This window comes from Flavobacterium sp. JAS (assembly GCF_020991455.1).
Classification (GTDB): Bacteria; Bacteroidota; Bacteroidia; order Flavobacteriales; family Flavobacteriaceae; genus Flavobacterium.
The window spans coordinates 226,137-247,669 of sequence record NZ_JAJMOX010000007.1; the positions used below are offsets into that span (position 1 = coordinate 226,137).

General features: G+C 34.1%; 14 protein-coding genes. 11 read left to right on the plus strand and 3 right to left on the minus strand.

Annotation, left to right across the window (positions count from 1 at the left end):
- The first annotated feature begins 55 nt into the window (after nt 1–55).
- The 11 genes from LPB88_RS12130 (at nt 56) to LPB88_RS12180 (ending at nt 17,397) form a co-directional block, all read left to right on the plus strand.
- Nucleotides 56–2,008 (plus strand): hypothetical protein, encoded by a 1,953-nt coding sequence (locus LPB88_RS12130; RefSeq protein ID WP_230715879.1) that lies wholly within the window; start codon nt 56–58, stop codon nt 2,006–2,008.
- A gap of 2 nt (nt 2,009–2,010) precedes the next feature.
- The gene (locus tag LPB88_RS12135; protein WP_230715881.1) at nt 2,011–3,960 is read left to right on the plus strand and encodes a BspA family leucine-rich repeat surface protein; all 1,950 of its coding nucleotides are present in this window, start codon (nt 2,011–2,013) and stop codon (nt 3,958–3,960) included.
- Between the two features lie 49 nt (nt 3,961–4,009).
- On the plus strand, nt 4,010–4,279 hold the full coding sequence (locus LPB88_RS12140; RefSeq protein ID WP_230715883.1) for a hypothetical protein: 270 nt from the start codon (nt 4,010–4,012) through the stop codon (nt 4,277–4,279).
- 481 nt (nt 4,280–4,760) lie between these two features.
- A complete protein-coding gene (locus LPB88_RS12145; protein WP_230715885.1) occupies nt 4,761–5,558 on the plus strand; it encodes a DUF5977 domain-containing protein in 798 nt (265 codons plus the stop codon).
- Nucleotides 5,559–5,569: 11 nt separating this feature from the next.
- Nucleotides 5,570–6,442: a Hint domain-containing protein gene (locus LPB88_RS12150; RefSeq protein WP_230715887.1), complete on the plus strand. Its 873-nt coding sequence runs from the start codon at nt 5,570–5,572 to the stop codon at nt 6,440–6,442.
- 229 nt (nt 6,443–6,671) lie between these two features.
- Nucleotides 6,672–8,903: a hypothetical protein gene (locus LPB88_RS12155; protein WP_230715889.1), complete on the plus strand. Its 2,232-nt coding sequence runs from the start codon at nt 6,672–6,674 to the stop codon at nt 8,901–8,903.
- A gap of 467 nt (nt 8,904–9,370) precedes the next feature.
- Nucleotides 9,371–9,835 carry a hypothetical protein gene (locus LPB88_RS12160; protein ID WP_230715891.1) on the plus strand — a complete coding sequence of 155 codons (465 nt, stop codon included), beginning with the start codon at nt 9,371–9,373 and terminating at the stop codon, nt 9,833–9,835.
- A 2-nt stretch (nt 9,836–9,837) separates the two neighbouring features.
- Complete coding sequence (locus LPB88_RS12165) at nt 9,838–11,451, plus strand: fibronectin type III domain-containing protein (RefSeq protein ID WP_230715893.1); 1,614 nt, start codon at nt 9,838–9,840, stop codon at nt 11,449–11,451.
- Between the two features lie 65 nt (nt 11,452–11,516).
- Entirely contained in the window at nt 11,517–15,131 is a 3,615-nt protein-coding gene (locus LPB88_RS12170; protein ID WP_230715895.1) for a hypothetical protein, read from the plus strand.
- 1,034 nt (nt 15,132–16,165) lie between these two features.
- Nucleotides 16,166–16,729 carry a tetratricopeptide repeat protein gene (locus LPB88_RS12175; RefSeq protein WP_230715898.1) on the plus strand — a complete coding sequence of 188 codons (564 nt, stop codon included), beginning with the start codon at nt 16,166–16,168 and terminating at the stop codon, nt 16,727–16,729.
- 83 nt (nt 16,730–16,812) lie between these two features.
- On the plus strand, nt 16,813–17,397 hold the full coding sequence (locus tag LPB88_RS12180; protein WP_230715899.1) for a helix-turn-helix domain-containing protein: 585 nt from the start codon (nt 16,813–16,815) through the stop codon (nt 17,395–17,397).
- Nucleotides 17,398–17,645: 248 nt separating this feature from the next.
- Here the strand turns inward: LPB88_RS12180 and LPB88_RS12185 are convergent, their stop codons facing one another.
- From LPB88_RS12185 to LPB88_RS12195, 3 genes are all read right to left on the minus strand, one after another.
- The gene (locus LPB88_RS12185; RefSeq protein ID WP_230715901.1) at nt 17,646–19,328 is read right to left on the minus strand and encodes a DUF4983 domain-containing protein; all 1,683 of its coding nucleotides are present in this window, start codon (nt 19,326–19,328) and stop codon (nt 17,646–17,648) included.
- 245 nt (nt 19,329–19,573) lie between these two features.
- Nucleotides 19,574–20,254, minus strand: coding sequence for a phosphonatase-like hydrolase (locus tag LPB88_RS12190; protein WP_230715903.1), 681 nt, complete (start codon nt 20,252–20,254; stop codon nt 19,574–19,576).
- Between the two features lie 103 nt (nt 20,255–20,357).
- Complete coding sequence (locus LPB88_RS12195; RefSeq protein ID WP_230715905.1) at nt 20,358–21,515, minus strand: TIGR03364 family FAD-dependent oxidoreductase; 1,158 nt, start codon at nt 21,513–21,515, stop codon at nt 20,358–20,360.
- Nucleotides 21,516–21,533 lie beyond the last annotated feature (18 nt).

The window sequence follows — 21,533 nt, forward strand, 5'->3', positions numbered from 1 at the left end:
CAAAATCAAGTCAATCAAATAAATATTTACAGAAAGAAAATAAATTTAAAATAACATGGCAACAGACAGAACTAACATTGGCTACAAATTCGAAACCGGAGACATTCCATCACAGAGCGACTTCAGAGAAATTTTTGACAGTTTCGTTCATAAAGACGAAGACAAAGCCGACTTTCAAATGGTTGAAGGTGGTATTGATAATGACCATTATGTAACTCCGGCACTTTTGTATACCGGTTTGAGGAATATTGGTATCGTTACAGGTAATTGCTATATGCCTCACAAAGAAAATTTCGAGGATTCACTTAATCGTACTACCATATTATTAGAAAAATTGCCTATTCGATACAGCGTTAAAGTATTTAAAAACGGACAATTGTTGCAAGAAGGACAAGAAGGACAATCAATACAAGAATATGATTATATTGTAAATTACGACACCGCAGTAATTACATTTTCAGGTGAGGTAACCAACAGAAATTTAGAGGTAAATTACTGGTACAAAAATTTAGGAGCGAGTCCTGGAGGCGAATCAGGGGAGCCTATCGACTTCACAAGTTTTTTACATACTTCAGGAAATGAAACCAAAAACGGTTTATTAACTTTTAATAACACAACAGCTAACTCAACTAGTGGCATTATATTAAAAAACAGTGGTGCCGCAGCAGGCGCAACTTCACTTGATGTTACTAATAGTGGCGCAGGAAGTGGAATTTCATTGCAAAACTCATCAACGGGTACAGGAGTTAAAGTATCAAATTCCGGAGCTGGAGCTGCAGTAAATATTAACTCAGCAACAGGATCAACTGGAGATATTTTGCAAGTAGCTAAAAATAATGTTGTACAAACAAAAATTGATAGTGAGGGTAATATAACTGCTCCTAAATTTGTTACTGCCGGTGGACTAAGATCACAATTTATTAAAGGAGATGGTTTTCCTGATCCTACAGTTTACGCTGAAGATACAAAAGTGATCCATACAGAAGGAAATGAATCAAAAGACGGATCTTTAACCTTAACGCATAATAGTGGTCTTGCAGAAGATGTTTTAACCATTGTTAAAAATAATAGTGCTAACTGTTTAAAACTAGTACAAAACTCAAGTTCCAGCGCTACGACTTCTACTTTTGACACCTCTACTGCCAATAATAACAGAAAAGCAATCAGTGTTAAAAAAATAGGAATAGAAAAAGCATTTATTACACACGACGGAAATGTAACTGCAACCTCTTTTACTTCATTTACTGCAAAAGCCGATATTACTGATGGATATTTATCTTTAGGTGATTCTGCTACTCCAGCTGCATTGCAAGGTTATGCTAAAATATATGCCAAAACAAGCGGTACTACCGATATGTATGTAATGGGTAGTGATGGTGTTGAGAAAAAAATTGGTGGTGTTGTTGATTTATCGGGTAAAGAAAATACTATTGCTCCGGGAACAAATTCACAATATTACAGAGGAGATAAATCTTGGCAAACTCTTGATAAAACAGCCATTGGACTTAGCAATGTTGATAATACCAGTGATTTGAATAAACCAGTTTCTATAGCTACGCAAACGGCTTTGAATTTAAAGGCAACTCTAGCTTCACCACCTTTAACAGGAACACCAACCGCTCCTACAGCTTCAGTTGGAACCAATACAACACAAATTGCGACTACGGCATTTGTTGCTGCCGCAACGGTAACAGAACCAACCCAAATTACCATTACTACAACAGTAAGCATTACAACTGATACTCTTGACGCAAATAGTAAAAAACAACTTGGTAAAAACGTAATCCTTAATAATGGGGCAAGTGTAATAAATATTACTGTAAATGGCGGTGCTGATTTTTGCGCCTCTTACTTAAAACATGGTACCGGAGCAATAACTTTTGTACAAGCGGCAGGTAGAACATTAGTACAAGTTAATGCAACGGCTATATTAAACGGAGCAGTTGGAAGCACCGCTACAATTTCGAGTATTGGTACTACAGATTATTTAAGAATTTCAAACGTATAATTATGAATCCATCATTATTTTATGAATATGGGGTAAGGAGCATTCCTCCTCTTCCATTTATTTCTACTTGGAAAACTGATAACGTCTCTACAGGATCTAGTACCGCATCACAAGTAAAACTGCCTTTAATTAGTACTGGTGCTTATGCTTTTAATATAGATTGGGGTGATGGCTTATCAAATTATATAACTTCGTATAATCAAGTTGAAACTCTGCATACATATACTACTTCTGGCACTTACACTATTACTATTACAGGAATTTGCAAAGGATGGAGTTTTGCTAACACAGGAGACAGATTAAAAATAATATCTATAAGTTTTTGGGGAGGATTAAAGCTTGGAACTAATGAAGGAAATTACTTTAATGGATGTGCTAATTTAAACTTATCAACTGTTAATGATATTTTAGATTTAACAAGCACCACATCATTGGCAAGCTGTTTCGCAAACTGTACAACATTAACGACTGTTGGAAAAATGAATGATTGGAACACATCATTAGTAACTAATATGTCAAGTATGTTTTTGAATGGTACAAACTTCAATCAAAATATTGAAAACTGGAATGTTAGTAAAGTTGTAAATTTTTCTTCGATGTTTTCATCAGCTATTGCATTTAATCAACCTTTAAACAATTGGAACACATCTTCTGCTACAAATATGACTTTTATGTTTAATGCAGCTACAACATTCAATCAATCAATAAGTAGCTGGAACACATCAAATGTTACTAATATGACACAGATGTTTACCTCTGCTAAAAACTTTAATCAAAATATTGGTAATTGGAATGTCAGTAAAGTAATTAGTTTTATAAATATATTTTCTCAAACATTATTTGACAATGGTGGTAGTCCAGATATTAATAACTGGGTATTAAATACAAGTGCAGCCATTAATATGAGTGGTATGTTTACAGGAGCAACAAAATTCAATCAACCTTTAAACAATTGGAATACATCATTTGCCACAAATATGAGTTATATGTTCTATCAGGCTACAGCATTCAATCAGCCATTGAATAACTGGGATGTTAGTAAAGTTGTAAATATGGGGGGAATGTTTAGATCCACTGACGTATTTCAGCAATCTCTAAACAGCTGGAACACATCAAGTGTTAAAGACATGTCGTATATGTTTTGGGCTGCGCCATACAATCAACCCTTAAACAACTGGAATACGTCTGCCGTAACTAATATGAGTTTTATGTTCTATTCAACTACTGCATTCAATCAGCCTATAAATAATTGGGACACATCAGCTGTCACAAACATGAATTCCATGTTTAACGGAGCTACAAATTTTAATCAAAATATAGGTGCTTGGAATGTTAGTAAAGTTACAAATTTAGTTGGATTGTTTTTAGGGGCATCTGCATTCAATAATGGTGAGAGTCCTGATATAAACAATTGGATAATAAATACTAGTGTTCCTATGAGTATGAATTATATGTTTGCAGGAACACCATTCAACCAGCCTTTAAACAACTGGAATACATCAAGCGTTACAGATATGAGTAGCATGTTTGAATTATCTACAGCATTCAATCAGCCTTTAAACAACTGGGATGTTAGTAAGGTTACAAATATGTATGATTTGTTCTTTTTTGCTTCAGCATTTAATCAGCCATTAAACAATTGGAACACATCATCTGTTACAAATATGTCAAGAATGTTCCTTTCGGCTACAAATTTCAATCAAAATATTGGTAATTGGAATGTATCAAATGTTACAAATTTTTCTAGCTTCATGCAAGGAAAAACTTCTTCAACATTTTCTTCTGCAAACTTAGATGCTATTTATAATGGCTGGAGTTCAAGAGTAATTAAACCATCAATTAGTATCGATTTTGGTTCTGCAAAATATACTACTGCAAGTTCAACTGCCAGAGCAATTCTTACTGGGACGCCAAACAATTGGCAAATCACTGATGGTGGAATAACTCCATAATAATCCCTAAAAAAAATTAAAATTCAAAAACACATTAAAATAATAAAAAATGAAAACGCAAGAAATCAAAAAAGAAGAAGTAAAAGCAATCAATGCAGAACAATTAAAGAAGTTACAAGATTTTAATGCCTTCATGGATAAAGCCAGATTATCATTGGGAGAATTGTCGATTCAATATGAATTTCAGAAAGCTGATATTTTGAGTCAGATTGCTGTTCAGCAGCAAAACTTCAATGAACTGGAAAAAGCAATCAAAGAGGAGCACGGAGATATTCGCGTAAACATTGAAACAGGCGAAATCGTAAAAAAAGAAGAATAATAAATTCTCGAAAACAATTTTAGAACAGTTATTAGGAACCACAAATTTATCAGCCTATTTGGCGTGGTTCCTATTAACCTTTATCGGGGCATTTACAGCTATTGTAATTCGTGCAAAAATCAAGCACAAATACAGTGACAACACTCCCTATCGCTGGTCCTGGTCTTTCCTGTTTCAGGACAATTTACTTAATTTAACTATTGGCTTTTTTATCGCTTTAACTTTTTTTAGATTCTTAAATCTGGTCTTAAAAATAGAACCAAGTATATGGCTTGCCTTATCGATTGGTTTTATAAGTAATAAACTAGCATTGCTCTTTGTAAAATTCAGTTTTACAGCAAGAAAATAAATTAATAGTACTACAGGTGAAATCAAAAAATCGGATAAAAACGACAAAGATTTTACCTCATCAAACTTAGTTGTTTGCTTAAAGCAATCCTTCTCTAAGTTGAGACAAATTATAATCAATTATAAACAAAGTATGGAATATTACAATATAGCCAAGTCATTGACTGTGGCGAAAAATGATTGCGCTGCCGGAGTCATGGGAACTTCCGTCACCCTTAATGCCAATGCAAATCAGTTTGTATCGAATGAAAGTGTCGCAGATGCAAATGCAAAAGCAGATGCATGGCTCTCTGCAAACGTACAGGCCTATGCAAACAATATGGGTTCCTGCAGAGTTACAGCCTGGAGAGGAATAAACCCTTCTTGTGTGGTTGAGCCAACAACTGAATTATCGCCTTTTAATTATATGGTTATTAGATACAGATGGGCACTGGGAGCCGGAGAAGATTTTGACACTTATACCGGAATTATAAATTCAGGAACTGCTCTGGACAATAAATGGATGGGATGGAATCATGGGTTTAACAATGAAATTCCTAAAGATGCTATAGCCGAGAACTCCTATGTTATGTGGGCTGGTGACAATACACAAGCTAATGGTGTAGAAAGCTGCCTTGTAAATTTTAGTAAAATAACAGCAGATTATCCTGCTCTAAATACAGTTCAGGTAAGAATGGCCGGTTCATGGTATAGAAAATTAGGCACCGGAAATATTGATGTAGAAATAATAACTTATCGCGGTGGTAGAATGGAAAAATCCGGATATGATATGATTAATATTGACGGGATTCTGGTGGATCAAAAGAATTTCTCTAAAAGAGTACCAGTTCAAGGTACCAATTTATATAAAAACATTGAATCTGTAACTAACCTGGGATATATAACCTACATCAAAGATTCGGGTACAGGAAAAATCGTAATTAATTACTAAAAAATTAAAATATGGGAAATACAGGATATAAATCATTCGCTAATCTGGAGTTGTACTATATAGACGACGGAACTCCTACAGGATTAGACCCAAAACCAAATGTAGTTACTGATCCTGATTATATTGCGCCGGTTTTAGATACTGCCACTTGTGCTCCAAGTACAAGATATTATAGTGTAGAGAAAAAATTAAGTGCAAAAAGAAATAATTGTGCAAGCGGATATAGTGGAAGCACTGTTACACTGACCTCTTTGCCAAATCAATTTTTTTCGACTGTAAGTCAAGCTGATGCTAATGCACAAGCTGATGCATGGTTAGCCGCAACTGTACAAAGCGTAGCAAATACCTCCGGAACATGCGAGCTTACTTACATCCCCCCTACTGGTGGCGGAGGTGGTGCAGGTGGCTGCTTTGTTGAAGGCACATTAATAACATTGCCAGATGGTTCAAAAAAAGCAATCGAAGAATTACAATTGGATCAAATGCTGCTTTCTGCTGAAATTGAAACATTAATTGATACCAATAATGCAAGTGAACTTTATAAATGGTCTTCGGCATACTTATCAGAGAGTAGAATTATATCGCCTATAACCAAAATATCGAAAAAGATTACCAACAAAACAATTGTTATTAATGATGGATTATTCGAGGCTACTCCTACTCATCTGCAATTGATTCAACGAGATGGTTTTTGGAAATTTATTCCTCTGGGAGATATTCTAACTGGAGACAATTTATATACAATCGACAGTGAAATTATACCGGTTACTTCTGTCACTATTAATTTAGAAGAGAGAACGATTTATCCATTGACATTGAATCCGTTTCATACCTATTTTGCAAACGGAATTTTGACACACAATTTCAAACAACCAATCGATTGATAATTTAACTTTTGATTATAGAATGAGCTAAATAAATTCGTTTTAAACATCATCAAGGTTCTGCCCAAATTCAGCATTAGAAATTTTTAAACCAGAAACAAAAAGCATGGCTGTATTAACAATTGAGTCTCTTTTTTCTCTTACAGTTTAACCTAATGCAGAATTTGGGTTTTCTAAATTAGTTTCTAAACTAAATCTAAAAACAGTATTAAATCATAAAAAATATAAAATGAGTATCGATCATAACAGAATAAAAGTTTCTGATTTAGAAACTAACCAACCAAATAAAATCCTGATTACTAATGATCTTGGTCAATTGGAGTTTCGTGAGATTAACAATATTAAAATCGACAGTTATAATGCACTTGACTACACTGATGCGGGTAAATCATTAGATGCCAGACAAGGAAAAGTCTTAAAAGATTTAATTGATAACATCAATATATTACTAGCTTCTGACAATCTTAATCTAAACACGCTTCAAAAGTTAGTAGACGCTATTGAATTGGTACAGAATTCTCTAAGTAGTCTCTTAGTAAATGATCTTACAACTGGCGGCACTACAAAAGCTTTAACAGCTGAGATGGGAAAACAATTGCAAAACAATAAAGTTGATAAAGTTGTCGGTAAAAATCTGCTTTCGGATACTGAAATCGCACGACTTGCAACATTGTCTAATTATACTCATCCCGCTAATCATCCGCCAGGAATTATTCTACAGGATCTTAATAATCGATTTGTAACGGATGTCGAGAAAGTAAAATGGAACTCAAAAGCAGATTTATTGTCGCCAGTATTAACAGGTGTACCAACAGCTCCAACTGCAGCAATTGGAACAAATACAACACAATTAGCTACAACTGCTTTTGTTCAAGCATCTACTTCAAATTTATCGGGTATTGTTCTTACTAGTACTGACCAATCTATTTCTGGTGTTAAAAATTTCATTAAAACTACTTCAGGATATGCTTCAATTGTTGCAAATAATACCTTAGGAGGTAATAGTATTGAACTTAATAATTCCACAAATGGTAATAGTATTTCATCAATTAATACTTCCAATGGTGCTGGAATTGCAATGGCAAATACTGGAATAGGACAAGCTTTAAATATTAACAACTCCTCATCTGGTTCTGGAGGTTTCATAAATAACTCTAATAACGGAACTGGTCTTCAAGTCATTAATAGTGCCGGATCAGGGGACGCTATCTCTGTTAATGGTATGTCTTCATCAACAGGTTTCTTATTTGTAGGTAAAAATGCAGGCGTTAATACATTTACAGTTAATAGAACTGGAGATATCGTGGGTACTTCTTATACTGGAGGCGCAAACTTAACAGGAATACCAACTGCTCCTACTGCTGCTGCTGGTACTAATACCACACAGGTCGCTACAACTGCTTTTGTATTAGCAAATAGCAGCATAACTCCTGATGCAACTACAACACTAAAAGGAAAAATAAAATTAGCGGGGGATTTGGGCGGTACTGCTGATTTACCTACTACTCCAACAGCGATACATGTTACAGGAAATGAGTCTTGGTCAGGAATTAAAAGTTCTATAAATAATGGAACTACTCAAACAAATGGTATTTTATTAACAAATGGTGGGACTGGCGATAGTGCATCTTTGGTTTCAAGAGTTACTCAAACAGGATTTGGGTTACTAATATACAATCAAGGAGGAGGAGTAGGAACCCCTTTAGGTGCTGGTGCTGGCCCAGCAGGAATTGGAATAAGTCAATCTAATACAGGAAGTGGAATGCTCATCAATAATTCTGCCAATGGAATTGGACTTCAAATATATAATACATCATCAGGAAGGGGGTTTTCAATAACAACTTCTTCTAATGGTCCTGGAATATTTGCAAGTAATACTACTGGAAGTACAGGGATATCAATATATTCTTCTGTTTTAGGATCAGGAAATGGTATAGTTTCTAATGTAGATGGTGGTGGTACAGGATTAGCATTTGTTGGACAAAGTGTTGGAGCAAATACTTTTACAGTTAACAAACTTGGAGATATTGTTGCAAATAGTTATACTGGGAAAGCTACACTAACAGGTATTCCTACTGCACCAACTGCAGCTACAGGCACAAATACAACTCAAATTGCAACAACCGCTTTTGTGGCAGCAAATTCAAGACCTTATAAATCTTATGTAGGTTTAGTTAATCTCAGTCAAAGTCCAACTGTAGGCCCAACTATTGAAAACACCATAGGATCAATTGCTTGGTCAAGAAACTCACTAGGAATGTATTATGGAACACTAGCTGGAGCATTTACAAATTCTAAAACTGATGTTTTAGTTACCAAATATACAGCAAGTGGAACTCAAGTTCCTGCTGTTGGACAAGTTGTAGATCTTAATAATATTGCAATAAGAACAACTAATACTTCCGGATCACCAATTGAAGCGAATGATACATACAGAGTAGAAATAAGAGTATATAATTAAAAATATGACTCGTGTTGTGACTAATCTTTACAATACAGAGCATATTCTTGGAAAATTATTTTCTTTCCCTAAATTCAGTTTTAGGGAAAGAAAATAATTTCATAAACGGGTATTTGTAAAAAAGTAAAACCAACCTTAACCCCTTTGATTGAAATAGATCTTTCTCTAGTATCTGTAAAATACACTCCAAAATCGAGTAACAATAATTAACAGTTGATTCTTTTTTAAGATGTCAATATCCTAATCATATTCAATCAATTAAACTGGTTATAATTTATTTTTTGGCGCAATAAAAATAAATTTAATATTAAGTATTCATCAAAATATAGATGCTATCAAAGTTAGTAGTCATGGGTGATTTATAATGTTTAATCTCTACCCAAGAAATAATAATCAATTACATTCCTTAATAAATGCTCAACAATTAGCAAGTAAACCAAATAATAATCCCTTTTAAAAAATATAAAATGAGCATTGATCATAACAGAATAAAGGTTTCTGATTTAGAAACTAACGAACCAAACAAAACCCTGATTACTAATGAACTTGGTCAATTGGAGTTTAATGACCTAACATCGTTTTTAGATTTTAAAACAATTAACGGAGAATCAATTGTCGGTAACGGGAATATTGATCTATCAAATAAACAAGATATTTCAAATCAAATTGAAATCGGAACCAGCCAGGTTATTTCAAATTCCTGGCACGGAAAAACAGTATTGTTTACAACTAGCTGCAGCTTAACTGTTCCTGCTTCTTTGCTTGCAGGCTTTATTTTTAACGGTATTACATTACCTGGAGTTACCATTACCTGGGTAATTACATCGCCCCATACCTGGTTATTTGGTACTCCGGCAGCAACAAGTGAAAAGCAAATTTTCACTCTTACCAAAAGAGGTTCTACAAACAGCGTTTTATTATTAGGTGTTTAATTATGGGAAGCTTATTACAGAATACCGTTTTTGGACGATCAAATTACAAAGTAAACACTTATATTGGTGGTGTTGGCCCCACTATAAATACACCTGCCCTACTTGCAGCTAAATTAGGAATTGCCGCTAATAGAATCAAACTTTTTCGAGTTGTGGATAATGATATTGAATGTGCAATCACAGGTGGAACTTACGAGGTAAAAGGATTTAATCATTCAGATGTTAGTCAAGTTACTTATTATAGAGATCCAACTGGAATTGTTTCCGGAATTGGTTATCAAGGATTTTATAATACTGGACTGATAGAAGGTTATTTTCCAAATGCTACTTACATTTCAATAGCTGCTTTTGATCAAAATCTTTATCCTAGTGGAAGACCTAAAAATCTTTTAAAGAAATTATATATTCCATCCGTAACAAGAATTGGTAATACAGTTATGAATGAAAATGTTTTTAGATCTGGAAATCTAAATTCAGGTAAAATCTGGGCAAATCCAATATTACAAACCATAAATTCAGGAGGAGTTGAAGGAGATCTGGCATATTTAGCAACAGGAAATACAGTATCATATGTTACTAATTCCTCTAAACCAAGTAGCATTACAAATTTATCTGCAATAGCTATTTATAATACAACAATTCAACTCAGTTTCACCCCTGCAGATTCAATTAACGGCATAGATTTCTACGAAGTATATGTAAATGGCCTTTATAAGCAAGAGATAAAAAATAGTGGAGATATGGTTATAGGGTTAACTAAAAATACCAATTACAATATCAATTTAATAACGGTCGATAATTTTTATAACAAATCTGTTTTAAGCGCTAGTATAAATGTTACAACTGGCAATATAAATTTAGATATAGATGCTGAAAATTTCGTAAATGCCTCTCAGAATTACAATTACGCAGATATTATAAACAATTTAGTGGTTTCATTAAAAGTAAATAATCTTTGGAATAAAATACAGGCAGCTTATCCGTTTATAGGTAGCACACAAATTAATCAAAAATTTAACCTGAAAAATCCAATAGATACTAATGCCGCTTTTCGATTAGCATTTAGTGGTGGAGGCACTCACTCTATTAACGGATACCAAACAAATGGAACTAACAGTTTTGCAAATACTTTTTTAATTCCCAGAACTGTTTGTTCACCTACAGATGTTGGAACAACAGTTGTTTCGGGAACCAATAATGTTCCAGCAAATACTGATGTTCAAGAACTCGGTTGCCAAGTCAATGCAATTGATATAATTCGACAATCAGTTAAATCGGATAACACCAACTATTATCGACAGGCTTATATATCAAATCATAATGTTTATACATCAGGTGTAAATGAAGCTAGAGGTATTTTTACACAAAGTAAAACAAGTAATAGTTTACTAAAATCATATCGAAATGCAACCTTATTAGGGCAGGCTACAAGTACTGTCACAGGTACAGTACCAAATTTGAATTTATATATTGGTGTATGTAATGGTAATAATAGATATTCAAATCAAAGAATTCAATTCACAGCTATACATCAAGGATTATCAGATTCCGAGGTAATAACATTTCATTCTATAATTGACACATTTGAAAACGCATTAGGTAGGAAAACCTGGTAGTTATACAAAATCAAACATAATAAATTATATCTGAAGTAAAATTAATAATTCTATAAAAATATAAAATGAGTTTAAATCACAACAGAATAAAAGTAGCTGATCTCGAACAAAATCAGCCAGACAGGATATTAACCACTAACCAAAATGGTGAACTAGAATTTACTAATATCAATGATATTAAAATCGACAGTTACAATGCACTAGATTACAATTTACAAGGAAAAGCACTAGATGCCCGACAAGGAAAAGTCTTAAAAGATTTAATTGATAACATCAATGCATTACTTGCTTCGGATAATGTAAATTTAAATACGCTTCAGGAGCTAGTTGATGCCATTGAAGTAGTACAAAATTCTTTAAATACCCTTTTAGTAAATGATCTCACCACCGGCGGAGCTACAAAAGCTTTAACGTCCGAAATGGGGAAACAATTGCAAAACAATAAAGTAGACAAAGTTACAGGCAAAAGTTTGTTATCAGATACTGAGATTACCCGACTTGGAACATTGTCTAATTACACTCATCCTGCAAATCATCCACCGGGAATTATTATTCAAGATAGTAGCAACCGATTTGTCACTGATGCAGAAAAAACAACTTGGAATTCAAAACAAGCCAATATCGTAACCGGAACTAATACCCAATATTTCCGTGGGGATAAAACCTGGCAAACACTGGATAAGACCGCCGTAGGTCTTACAAATGTTGATAACACCACCGACCTGAATAAACCAATTTCAACAGCTACGCAAACAGCTTTAAACTCCAAAGCCGATTTGTTGTCACCACTCTTAACAGGTGTTCCAACGGCACCAACTGCAGCGACAGGAACCAATACTACTCAACTGGCAACAACTGCTTTTGTAAAAAGTGAAATTTTATCAGATTCTAGCATTCTTCATAGAAGTACTAACGAAAACTTTACTGGTATAAAATCTTCAACTAATAGTGGCGCTACAAATATAAATGGTTTAAATCTTACCAATAACGGTACCGATACATTATCATCTTCAATAGTAATTACAAATAACAATATTGGAAGAGGTATTTTATTGACTAATACAGGTACTGGTCACGGTTATTATGCAAACAACACAGCTGCAGGTCAAGGAATATTTGTTAATAATAATGGCAACGGTATTGGAATTTATTTAAACAATGCCTCGACTGGAAACTTACTTTATTTAAATTCTGATACAGCCTCTACAGGGGATTTATTACATTTTAGAAAAAACAATGTTGTTTTTGCAAGATTCGATCAAAACAGTAAATTCATAGCAACCAACTCAGGAACTACTAGTACTATTGGTATTGATTTAACCAATTCAGCAGATGCTTCTACTCAGGTGTTAAATGTCAATAATACAGGAGCAGGAAGAGGTGTTTTACTAACTAATGGCTCAACAGGATCAAGTTTAGTTATTGCAAATAATGGTACAGGGACTGGTTCTTATGTTAATAATGGATCTACTGGATTAGGTTATTCAATTGACAATGGCAGTACAGGTACGGCTATATATATAAATTCTCAAACTGCATCTACTGGTGATTTGATGCAATTTAGAAAAAATGGTGTTCTTACAACTAAAATAGATCAAAATGGGTTATTCTCCGCCACTAATAGTGGAACAACTTTAACTACAGGAGTATCTTTAACTAATAACGGTAGTGGAACAAGTCAGGTATTAAGTGTAACCAACACTAGCAGCGGAAGAGGTATTTATATAAACAATACTAGTAGTACAGGAACTGGCGCAGGAATATATATAGATACGCCTAATACTAGTACAGGTTTAATTGTAAATCCATCGGGTAATAGCAACGGAATAAGAGTTAACACAGATGCGGGTGGAGGATTTGGCCTTTTATTAAATTCGAGTAACACAAGTACTGGGGCTCTACTAGCATTCGCAAAGAATGGTATTGTTAATACTGCTTTTGATTTTAATGGTAAATTGACAACAGATTCCCCTAACCTGACGGGTATTCCAGTAGCTCCAACAGCTACAGTAGGAACAAATACAACTCAATTAGCAACTACCGCTTTTGTACTTGCTAATAGTAGCGCAAATGCAGTTACCGGAACTGGGACGCCTGGTCAAGTTTCTTTTTGGAATGGTACCAAATCACAAACCAGTGATACTAATTTTGTTTGGAATAATTCAACCAAAAAACTTCTTATAGGAACAACATTAACTGATGCAGTTGTAAATATTGCCAGTGAAGGTGCTATTGATCCTTTGTGTTTGGCTATGTATAATGACGATGTTAGTTATGGTGCAAATATTCAAGGAAAAAGATACGCAGGGACTAAAGCCCTGCCCACAGGAGTTTTATCAAATATGGTTTTAACCGGACTCTATGGAGCTGGTTGGGATGGAACCACTATGTCTACTAATGTTGCTGCGATCAGATGCCTTTCAAAAGAAAATTTCACATCAACAAGCAAAGGAACTTATATTGATTTTTCGACAACTTCAACTGGAGCAACAGCAAGATCTGAGAAAATGAGAATAGAGGCAAATGGTAGTGTTTTAATAAATTCAATTACTGATAATTCTCTTGGAAAATTACAAGTTAACGGAACAATTACTGCATCTCCAGCAACAATTGCAAACCAAGTCGTAATTAAATCACAAATAGATTTAAAGGCCGACTTGGTAAGTCCTCCCTTTACAGGAACACCAACTGCACCAACTGCCGCTGCAGGAACAAATACAACTCAAATTGCAACAACAGCCTTTGTTTTAGCAAATTCGGCTTCAATTCCACACCTTAAATCAAATAATACTGACCTAACGGTATGGAATAACGGAAAGTCTGGAGCAATGTCAAACACATCATTTGGAGAAAGAGCTTTAAGATCAACAACTGCAACGAGTAATACTTTTAATAGTGGCTTTGGTGTAGATGCTTTAGCTAGTTTAACCACTGGAATAATAAACACAGCAATAGGGTACAATACTTTAAGTGCCGTAGTTACAGGTCTTGAAAATACGGGAATAGGTGGAAACGCATTAAGAAGTGTTACAGGTTCTTTAAATACTGGTATCGGTTCTAATGCTGGAGGCTTAACAACTAGTGGTTTCGGTAACGTTATGGTAGGTGCTCAAAGTTTATCTAACAATACAACTGGAAGTCAAAATGTTATGATCGGAATTAATTCTGGAGCTTATGCAACTGGTGGAGCTACTTTTCCTAATACCGTTTGCAATGATTCTATTTTTATAGGTGCTGGAACAATACCGCTAAGCAGTGGACAAACCAATCAAATAATAATAGGAACAAACGCCGTAGGTAAAGGATCTAATACTACAGTTATCGGAAATGCTCAAACAACAGACACTTATATTGCTGGAAGGATTAACGGTGTTAAGAGGTACAAGTTAATAAATATGAATCAATCAGGTACAGGCATACCAACATTTACTGTACTTGAAAATTCAATTGGGTCAATAGTATGGACACGATCATCGTCAGGTACTTACACGGGTACTTTATCGGGGGCATTTACCAGTGGAAAGGTTCATTGTACATATACCAATGGCGCGGCTAATGCGGTCATTGCTCTTAATAGCACTACAAATAATACAATTAGCTTATACTCATCAACCCTTGCTGGTATTTTAACAGATGGTTATATAGCGTTTGGATCGCTTACTATTGAAGTTTACCCTTAATTAAAAAAAAATAACAAACACTAATGAAAATAAAACCAATTAAATTAGGTCTACCCCAAAGGACGGGGTAGATCTAACAATAAATATACTCCCTCATAGCGTAGGAGACATAACATGTGAACTACGTTATGAGATTAAGTCTGAGGAAAGCGAAGTTTTGACAAGCCTAACATAGTTAGTCAAGGGAGAGCAGTTTAAAAACTGCTGTAAAGAAAACATTTGCCTTAGAAACATTATTTTAGAAACACTTAAAGATCGAATTAGATGAAAATCCCCCAAATTAGACCAGACAGAGCAAATCATTTAATAAGCTATATTTTCAATTTTTATAAATAAGTATGTTCATACAAAGACATTTTCTCTTTTGATTCTGGATTCGATAAGAGTTACTTCTAAATTATGGAACCAGTACAGGAGTAAAAATAGAAGAACAATCTTTAAATACCACAACAATGAAACACCTATTCATAACAATCGGAATCATTACCGCCCTCCTAACTTTTTCAGTGCTTATTATATCTGGAGTATTCTTTTTTACAATAAATGCTGTAATACTTTTTTTATCAGAAAGATATAGTAGGTTTTGTGTTTTTCTAAGCAATTTATTTAAGCGAAAATATATTACGCACGTTGAGATAGAAAATTAGATAAAAAACGCTCTAGTTTAAAAACCAATGATTATAAAAGACATTACATTTTTTATAATCATTGGCTTTCTTTTTAATTCAAATTTCTAAATTCCACAGGAACACTAATTCAGGTAAATTGTATTCTTTTTACGGATTTCTGTAAAGCAATTTTTATAATTACAAAACACTCTTTTCTTTTAAATAGAAAAAACTAAAAGAACAAATGCCTTCGAATACCGCTAAAACATTGAAAAAAAACTTAAAATGGAATCGAAAAGGCAAAATTCATTGATTAAAACAAAAACATAATTAGTTGTTTTTCAAAAAATTAACCTAATTTTAATGTCCCACTTCTAATGAATTATTTATGCTCCAATTTATCTGATCAATCAAAATCGAGAAAATATGAAATGGTTTTTCAATTCAATACTAGAAGGTTTAAAACAACGATTTTCAAAATCAAAATCGGATGTAGGTTCTGCTCATTTAGAGAAAGGAAAACAGCTCTACTTGTCCAATAAATTTAAGGACGCATTATTGCATCTGGACAACGCCATCAATTTAGGATTTGATAATGGAGTATATATCGTAAGAGGCAATTGTCTTCAAAAACTGGATTATCATTACAATGCAATTGAAGATTTTGACAAAGCAATAGAAATGAATCCGCTGGAATTTTCCATTTATTATAGCAGAGCTGTATCAAAAAAAGCAATCTTAGATTTCACAGGACAAATCGAAGATCTTCATAATGCAATTCATTATTACAAAAAGAATTTAAATATAGAAAACCACATCCTGAAAGCTTTTGAAACTGATTTGCTTACCGCAAAAATGAATATCGACGGCATAAGACAAAATATGTACGAAGCCCGTAAAACATTACCTTCTATAGAAATAAAAACTTTAATAAAAGATTCTCTTCATCTTATTAAAAAAGTCAAAGGGCGAAGTGTAAAAGTGAATTAACTATAAAAATTTTCTTCTTTGAATATCTTAAAAAATTTCAGTGCTAATTGTATATATTTACCATTTAAACCGAAGTTTTTATTATGGAAGATTTTTTAATTGGTATCGGAAAAAGATTAAAAGAAATTAGAAAGAAAAATTCGCTGACCATTCACGAGGTTGCCAATATGGCGGGTGTTAGTAATGGCCTTATTTCCAGAATAGAAAATGGAAGAACAATTCCATCCTTACCGGTTTTAATTGAACTAATACAATCTTTAAATACTGATGTAAGTTACTTTTTTGAAGGCGTTGAAAATACCAAAAATGCCAAATACATTCATATTAAAAAAGAAGATTACCAAAAAATAGAAAAAGAAGACAGGGCCGAAACTACCGGTTTTAATTACTATCATATCTTCAGCAAAAGCATAAATTCTATTGGTTTTGAAGCTGTAATCCTTGACGTTGAGCCCAATTGTAAACGCGAGAAAGTCATTACAGATGCGTGGGAATTCAAATTTATCATTAAAGGAAGCGTAACTTATATTATTGATGATGTTGAGGTTATTGTAAACGAAGGTGATTCGTTATGTTTCAACGGAAGACATCCACACGTACCAGAAAACAGAACCACAGAAAATTGTATGATGTTGGTTCTTTACTTCTATTCTGAAAGTAATAGTTAATATTTTACCGCTTTTTTATAATCTCGCAAAGACGCGAAGTCGCAAAGTTTTAATTTTAAAGTTTATGCTAATCTTTGCGGAGTTTCTAGTGTGATCCTTCCTTGCGTCAGGATGACAATATTGCGAAAAAAAACTTTGCGACTTCGCGACTTTGCGAGCAAAAATTCACAGAGAACTTTGCGGTTAAATCAAAAAAGGCTACCTCCAAAAACGGAGATAACCTTTTAAAAACAAAAAACACAAACGTTTTAATTTCCTGCAGGAAGCCAAGAGCGACCGTCTAGCAACCAACCAGAATTGATTGGTACACCAAACCATTGCAGTGAAGAATATGCGATATCTACCATTTTAGGAACCACTCCACTTGCAGTTCCACATTTTAAAGTAGCTGTACTTGTGGTCCATGTAGGTATGTTAGGAAAAGTAAGAGCAATTTGTTGAGCGCTTGAATCTGTAAACGAATTTCCTAAACCGTTATCCCCTTTCCAATATCCAATAAGATTGGCATAATCAGGATGAGAACTTGTAACCGATGAACAGGTATAATTAAGAATCGAAGCTTCGGACAATGCTTTATTCCAAACACGAACCTCTGCAATATTTCCGTTTACATTGGCGCCATACGTTAGAGTTCCGTCCTGTCCAACAGCAAAAGGCAATCCGGAAGTTAAACTTCCAAAAGAGTTTACAATTACCGCTTGTCCCACAAAAGCACCATCTTGATAGGTTTTAACCAATTTTGCTGTACGATCAACCACCATAGTTAAATGATGCCATTTCCCGTCATTGATTGTACCTCCGGAAATATCCACACGATTTTGAGTATCGCCAATATTTACTTTCCAAGTTCCTCCTGTGTTGGCACAAATTACAAATCCGCGATTTTTACCACTTACCCAGTTTTTGTTTGAGACTATTGATGGATCACTTGAATAACCAAAGGTTTTTATTCTACATTCTACCGTAAAACTTGAACTTCCAAAATTGTAAAGTGCATTATTGGTCGAAGCATAAATACTATTGGAATTAAAAGTGGCGAATTTACCTGTAATCGAAGTTGTAGGATCAACAGGTTTTTCGATTTTAGTTGAAGTGAAATTCTTATTATTGAAGATTGTAAAAATATTTCTTTCCTCATAAGATGAACCTCCGTGAGATCCTGTAGAACCAGTTACAATTCCACCATGATCTGGCGCTACAATCACCAACCAATCTTCATTGGCATAATTGGGTCTATTTTTTAAAGCCGTTAAGATTTCCCCAATATAACCGTCTGTAATTTCTATTGAAGATTTGTATTGCGGTACACTTAGCGAGAATCCGTAACTGTGACCGGCGTGATCAACATCGTCAAAATGTAAAAATAAAGCATCAGGATTGTCATTTGTCAGTGCTGTAACCACTTCATTTTTAACGGCTAAATCTGTTGTTAATGTTTTCTCCAGATCAATACCATCTACAATGTATGTATTGATTGGAGCCCAATGCACAATTGACATTGTTCTTAAAGCGGTATTATACGTTTCAAGACGTTTTAAAAAACTTGGATAAGTTCCAAAATTTGGACTTGAAAAAGAATTGTCCGTAACGCCATGTTTTAAATGCGTTACACCGCTAAGCATTGTCGACCAGCCGTTTCCGCTCCAGGTTGGCGCTTCGGTTAAAGCATCCAAACTATAAACCGAATTAGGAAGCAATGCATGAACATTTGGTGTATTGGCTCCCATTAAAGCATCTGCGCGACAGCCATCGATACCTATAATAAGCAGTTTTTTAGTTCCACTGCTCAGGGTAGATTTACCAGTTTTTGAAATAGTTTTTGCATTTACTGAACTCTCATCGCTGGCAAGCGTTGGTTCATTGGTACAAGAAGTGACTAAAAGTACACTCGCAAGAATTGTAACGTAACTTAATCTAAAAATCTTTTTCATTGGGTTGAATTGTTTTATGGATTACTATTTATTTACTTGTAAAACTATTTCCTGCAGGGATTTTATTTTAACTAATTAGCTTATTATTATATGCTTAATTTTTTCACACAGATTAAAAATGCTTGCCACGACTCGAGCGATAGTGAATAGACGGAGTAATTCCACTAATTTTCACTAATTAGTTCGTGTTCATTCGTGACCCGAGCGATAGCAAACAGACGAAGTAAATTCGTGGCGAAAAAAAATTAATTCTCAATACTATATAATGAAGCAAGTGAATCCAGAATATAATCCGGTTTTGCTTCTTCGAGTTGTGATCTGGTTTGTGCTCCTGATAATACGCCAACTGTAATACCACATTTGGCATTTTTTCCTTCTTCAATATCTATTGCCGAATCTCCTGCTTTTAGTACTTTTGATGCGTCATTGATTCCGAATAACTCCATTGCTTTGTGTATCATATCCGGAAATGGACGTCCTAATGCTACATCATCGGCCGTGATTAAAGCATCGAATTGATTGTTTTTTTTCCAATCTAATTTTTCTAATAAAGTGTTGGCAACATGGCTGCTATAACCTGTATTTAAAACTACTTTTACGCCGTCTTTTTTAAGGTTTTGAAACACATTTTCAATTCCTTCTATTGGTAAAACTTTTGCCGTAAGATATTCCTCGTCTAATGTTTCTTTGAAATATTCGAATATCTCCTGAGATTTATTGGAATCTGTAATATTGATGTGTTTTAAAATATCTTTTATCGCCTGATGTTTTTCTTTTCCAGCTCCCAAAGAAAGCACTAATTCAAGAGAAACATCTATTCCGAATTTATTGATGGATTTATGTAAAGATTTGTAAACTATATTTTGTTCGTTTATGGTTGTTCCGGCCATATCAAAAACGACCATTTCAATTTCATTGATTTTCATTTTGTGTGTGTTTGTTTTTTTTACCATTAAGGAATTAAGTTATAGTAAGAAGCGAAACTTCATTTTTCTTAATCTCTTAATGGTTTAGTATTTTTATTTAAATTTAAGCATTAAAAATCTTATCGATATTGTGTTTTGCAAATCCTGCGCTTCCGGTCATTCCTTTGCCTCCAATTCCAGTTATAATGTGAATGTTCTCGCCAACGGTATGTTCAAAAATATCTTTGGTTTTGCATTGCGAATACATTCCAAACCATCTGTTCTGAATTTCATAAGTTGGTAGATCGATTATCTTTTTGGCTTCTTCAATCATAAAATTGTCGATATCCATATTCAAATCAAATCCCAGAGAATCGATATCTTTTGCAGGAGCATATTCGTGTGAATCCCCCAGAATTATGGATCCGTCCAAAGCTTGTTTGAATAAGATGTGAACGCCATATTTTTTCTCAAAACTATCTGGATTTTCTTTGGCTTTAATTGCTGGGTACGATTTACATTCTTCAAAAGATTCGTATCTTCTAATGGTTAAACCCGTTAGAATAGAACCGTCTAATTTATAATTATGCTGAGGTTTGGTTTGCAGCATTTGTAATTTAGAAACAACCAAATCGCTGTTATTGTAAATTTCAGGATACAGAATTTTGAAATCGCTTCCGTTGCAAATAATCATTTTTGAAGCTTTGTATTCTAAGCCCCCTGAAGTTGTTGCTACTACCCCATCGTTTCTGTTTTGAGTATTTACAATGGTTGTATTCATAAATAAATCAAGACCTAAATTTGCGGTCATATATTGATGTAATTTATGAATCATAGTCGAAGGTTCAACGGTTACTTCTTGCGCAAAAAATAATCCTCCTGTACAATAATCAGAGCGTAATCCGGCGTATTTTGCCAGACATTGCTCTTTTGTCAGCAAATTTGATTGGTAATCATTTGTTATATTTATTTGGTGCAACTCTTCGATCAATTGCATTTCTTCTTGGTTTGAAGCCAAATAAACCGTTCCGTTTTGACGAATACTAATATCAAACTGCGACTGGATATCTTTGTAAATCTTTAAACTTTCTTTCCCGAAATTTTGCCATTTTCTGTCCATTCCTGATGGTACAACCTGCCCAAAATTTCGAACTGTTGCGCCTTCGGGTTTGCTGTTTTTTTCTAAAATAGCAACTGACATTCCTTTTTGCAAGGCGTGATAGGCATGAAATGTACCTAAAACTCCTGACCCAACAATTATTAAATCATATTTCTCTTTCATGTGTTTGTGTTTGTGTAA

Excerpts from the sequence above, each read along its gene's own strand:
- LPB88_RS12130 (WP_230715879.1), top strand. The coding sequence starts at position 56 with ATGGCAACAGACAGAACTAACATTGGCTACAAATTCGAAACCGGAGAC.
- LPB88_RS12135 (WP_230715881.1), top strand. The coding sequence starts at position 2,011 with ATGAATCCATCATTATTTTATGAATATGGGGTAAGGAGCATTCCTCCT.
- LPB88_RS12140 (WP_230715883.1), top strand. The coding sequence starts at position 4,010 with ATGAAAACGCAAGAAATCAAAAAAGAAGAAGTAAAAGCAATCAATGCA.
- LPB88_RS12145 (WP_230715885.1), top strand. The coding sequence starts at position 4,761 with ATGGAATATTACAATATAGCCAAGTCATTGACTGTGGCGAAAAATGAT.
- LPB88_RS12150 (WP_230715887.1), top strand. The coding sequence starts at position 5,570 with ATGGGAAATACAGGATATAAATCATTCGCTAATCTGGAGTTGTACTAT.
- LPB88_RS12155 (WP_230715889.1), top strand. The coding sequence starts at position 6,672 with ATGAGTATCGATCATAACAGAATAAAAGTTTCTGATTTAGAAACTAAC.
- LPB88_RS12160 (WP_230715891.1), top strand. The coding sequence starts at position 9,371 with ATGAGCATTGATCATAACAGAATAAAGGTTTCTGATTTAGAAACTAAC.
- LPB88_RS12165 (WP_230715893.1), top strand. The coding sequence starts at position 9,838 with ATGGGAAGCTTATTACAGAATACCGTTTTTGGACGATCAAATTACAAA.
- LPB88_RS12170 (WP_230715895.1), top strand. The coding sequence starts at position 11,517 with ATGAGTTTAAATCACAACAGAATAAAAGTAGCTGATCTCGAACAAAAT.
- LPB88_RS12175 (WP_230715898.1), top strand. The coding sequence starts at position 16,166 with ATGAAATGGTTTTTCAATTCAATACTAGAAGGTTTAAAACAACGATTT.
- LPB88_RS12180 (WP_230715899.1), top strand. The coding sequence starts at position 16,813 with ATGGAAGATTTTTTAATTGGTATCGGAAAAAGATTAAAAGAAATTAGA.
- LPB88_RS12185 (WP_230715901.1), bottom strand. The coding sequence starts at position 19,328 with ATGAAAAAGATTTTTAGATTAAGTTACGTTACAATTCTTGCGAGTGTA.
- LPB88_RS12190 (WP_230715903.1), bottom strand. The coding sequence starts at position 20,254 with ATGAAAATCAATGAAATTGAAATGGTCGTTTTTGATATGGCCGGAACA.
- LPB88_RS12195 (WP_230715905.1), bottom strand. The coding sequence starts at position 21,515 with ATGAAAGAGAAATATGATTTAATAATTGTTGGGTCAGGAGTTTTAGGT.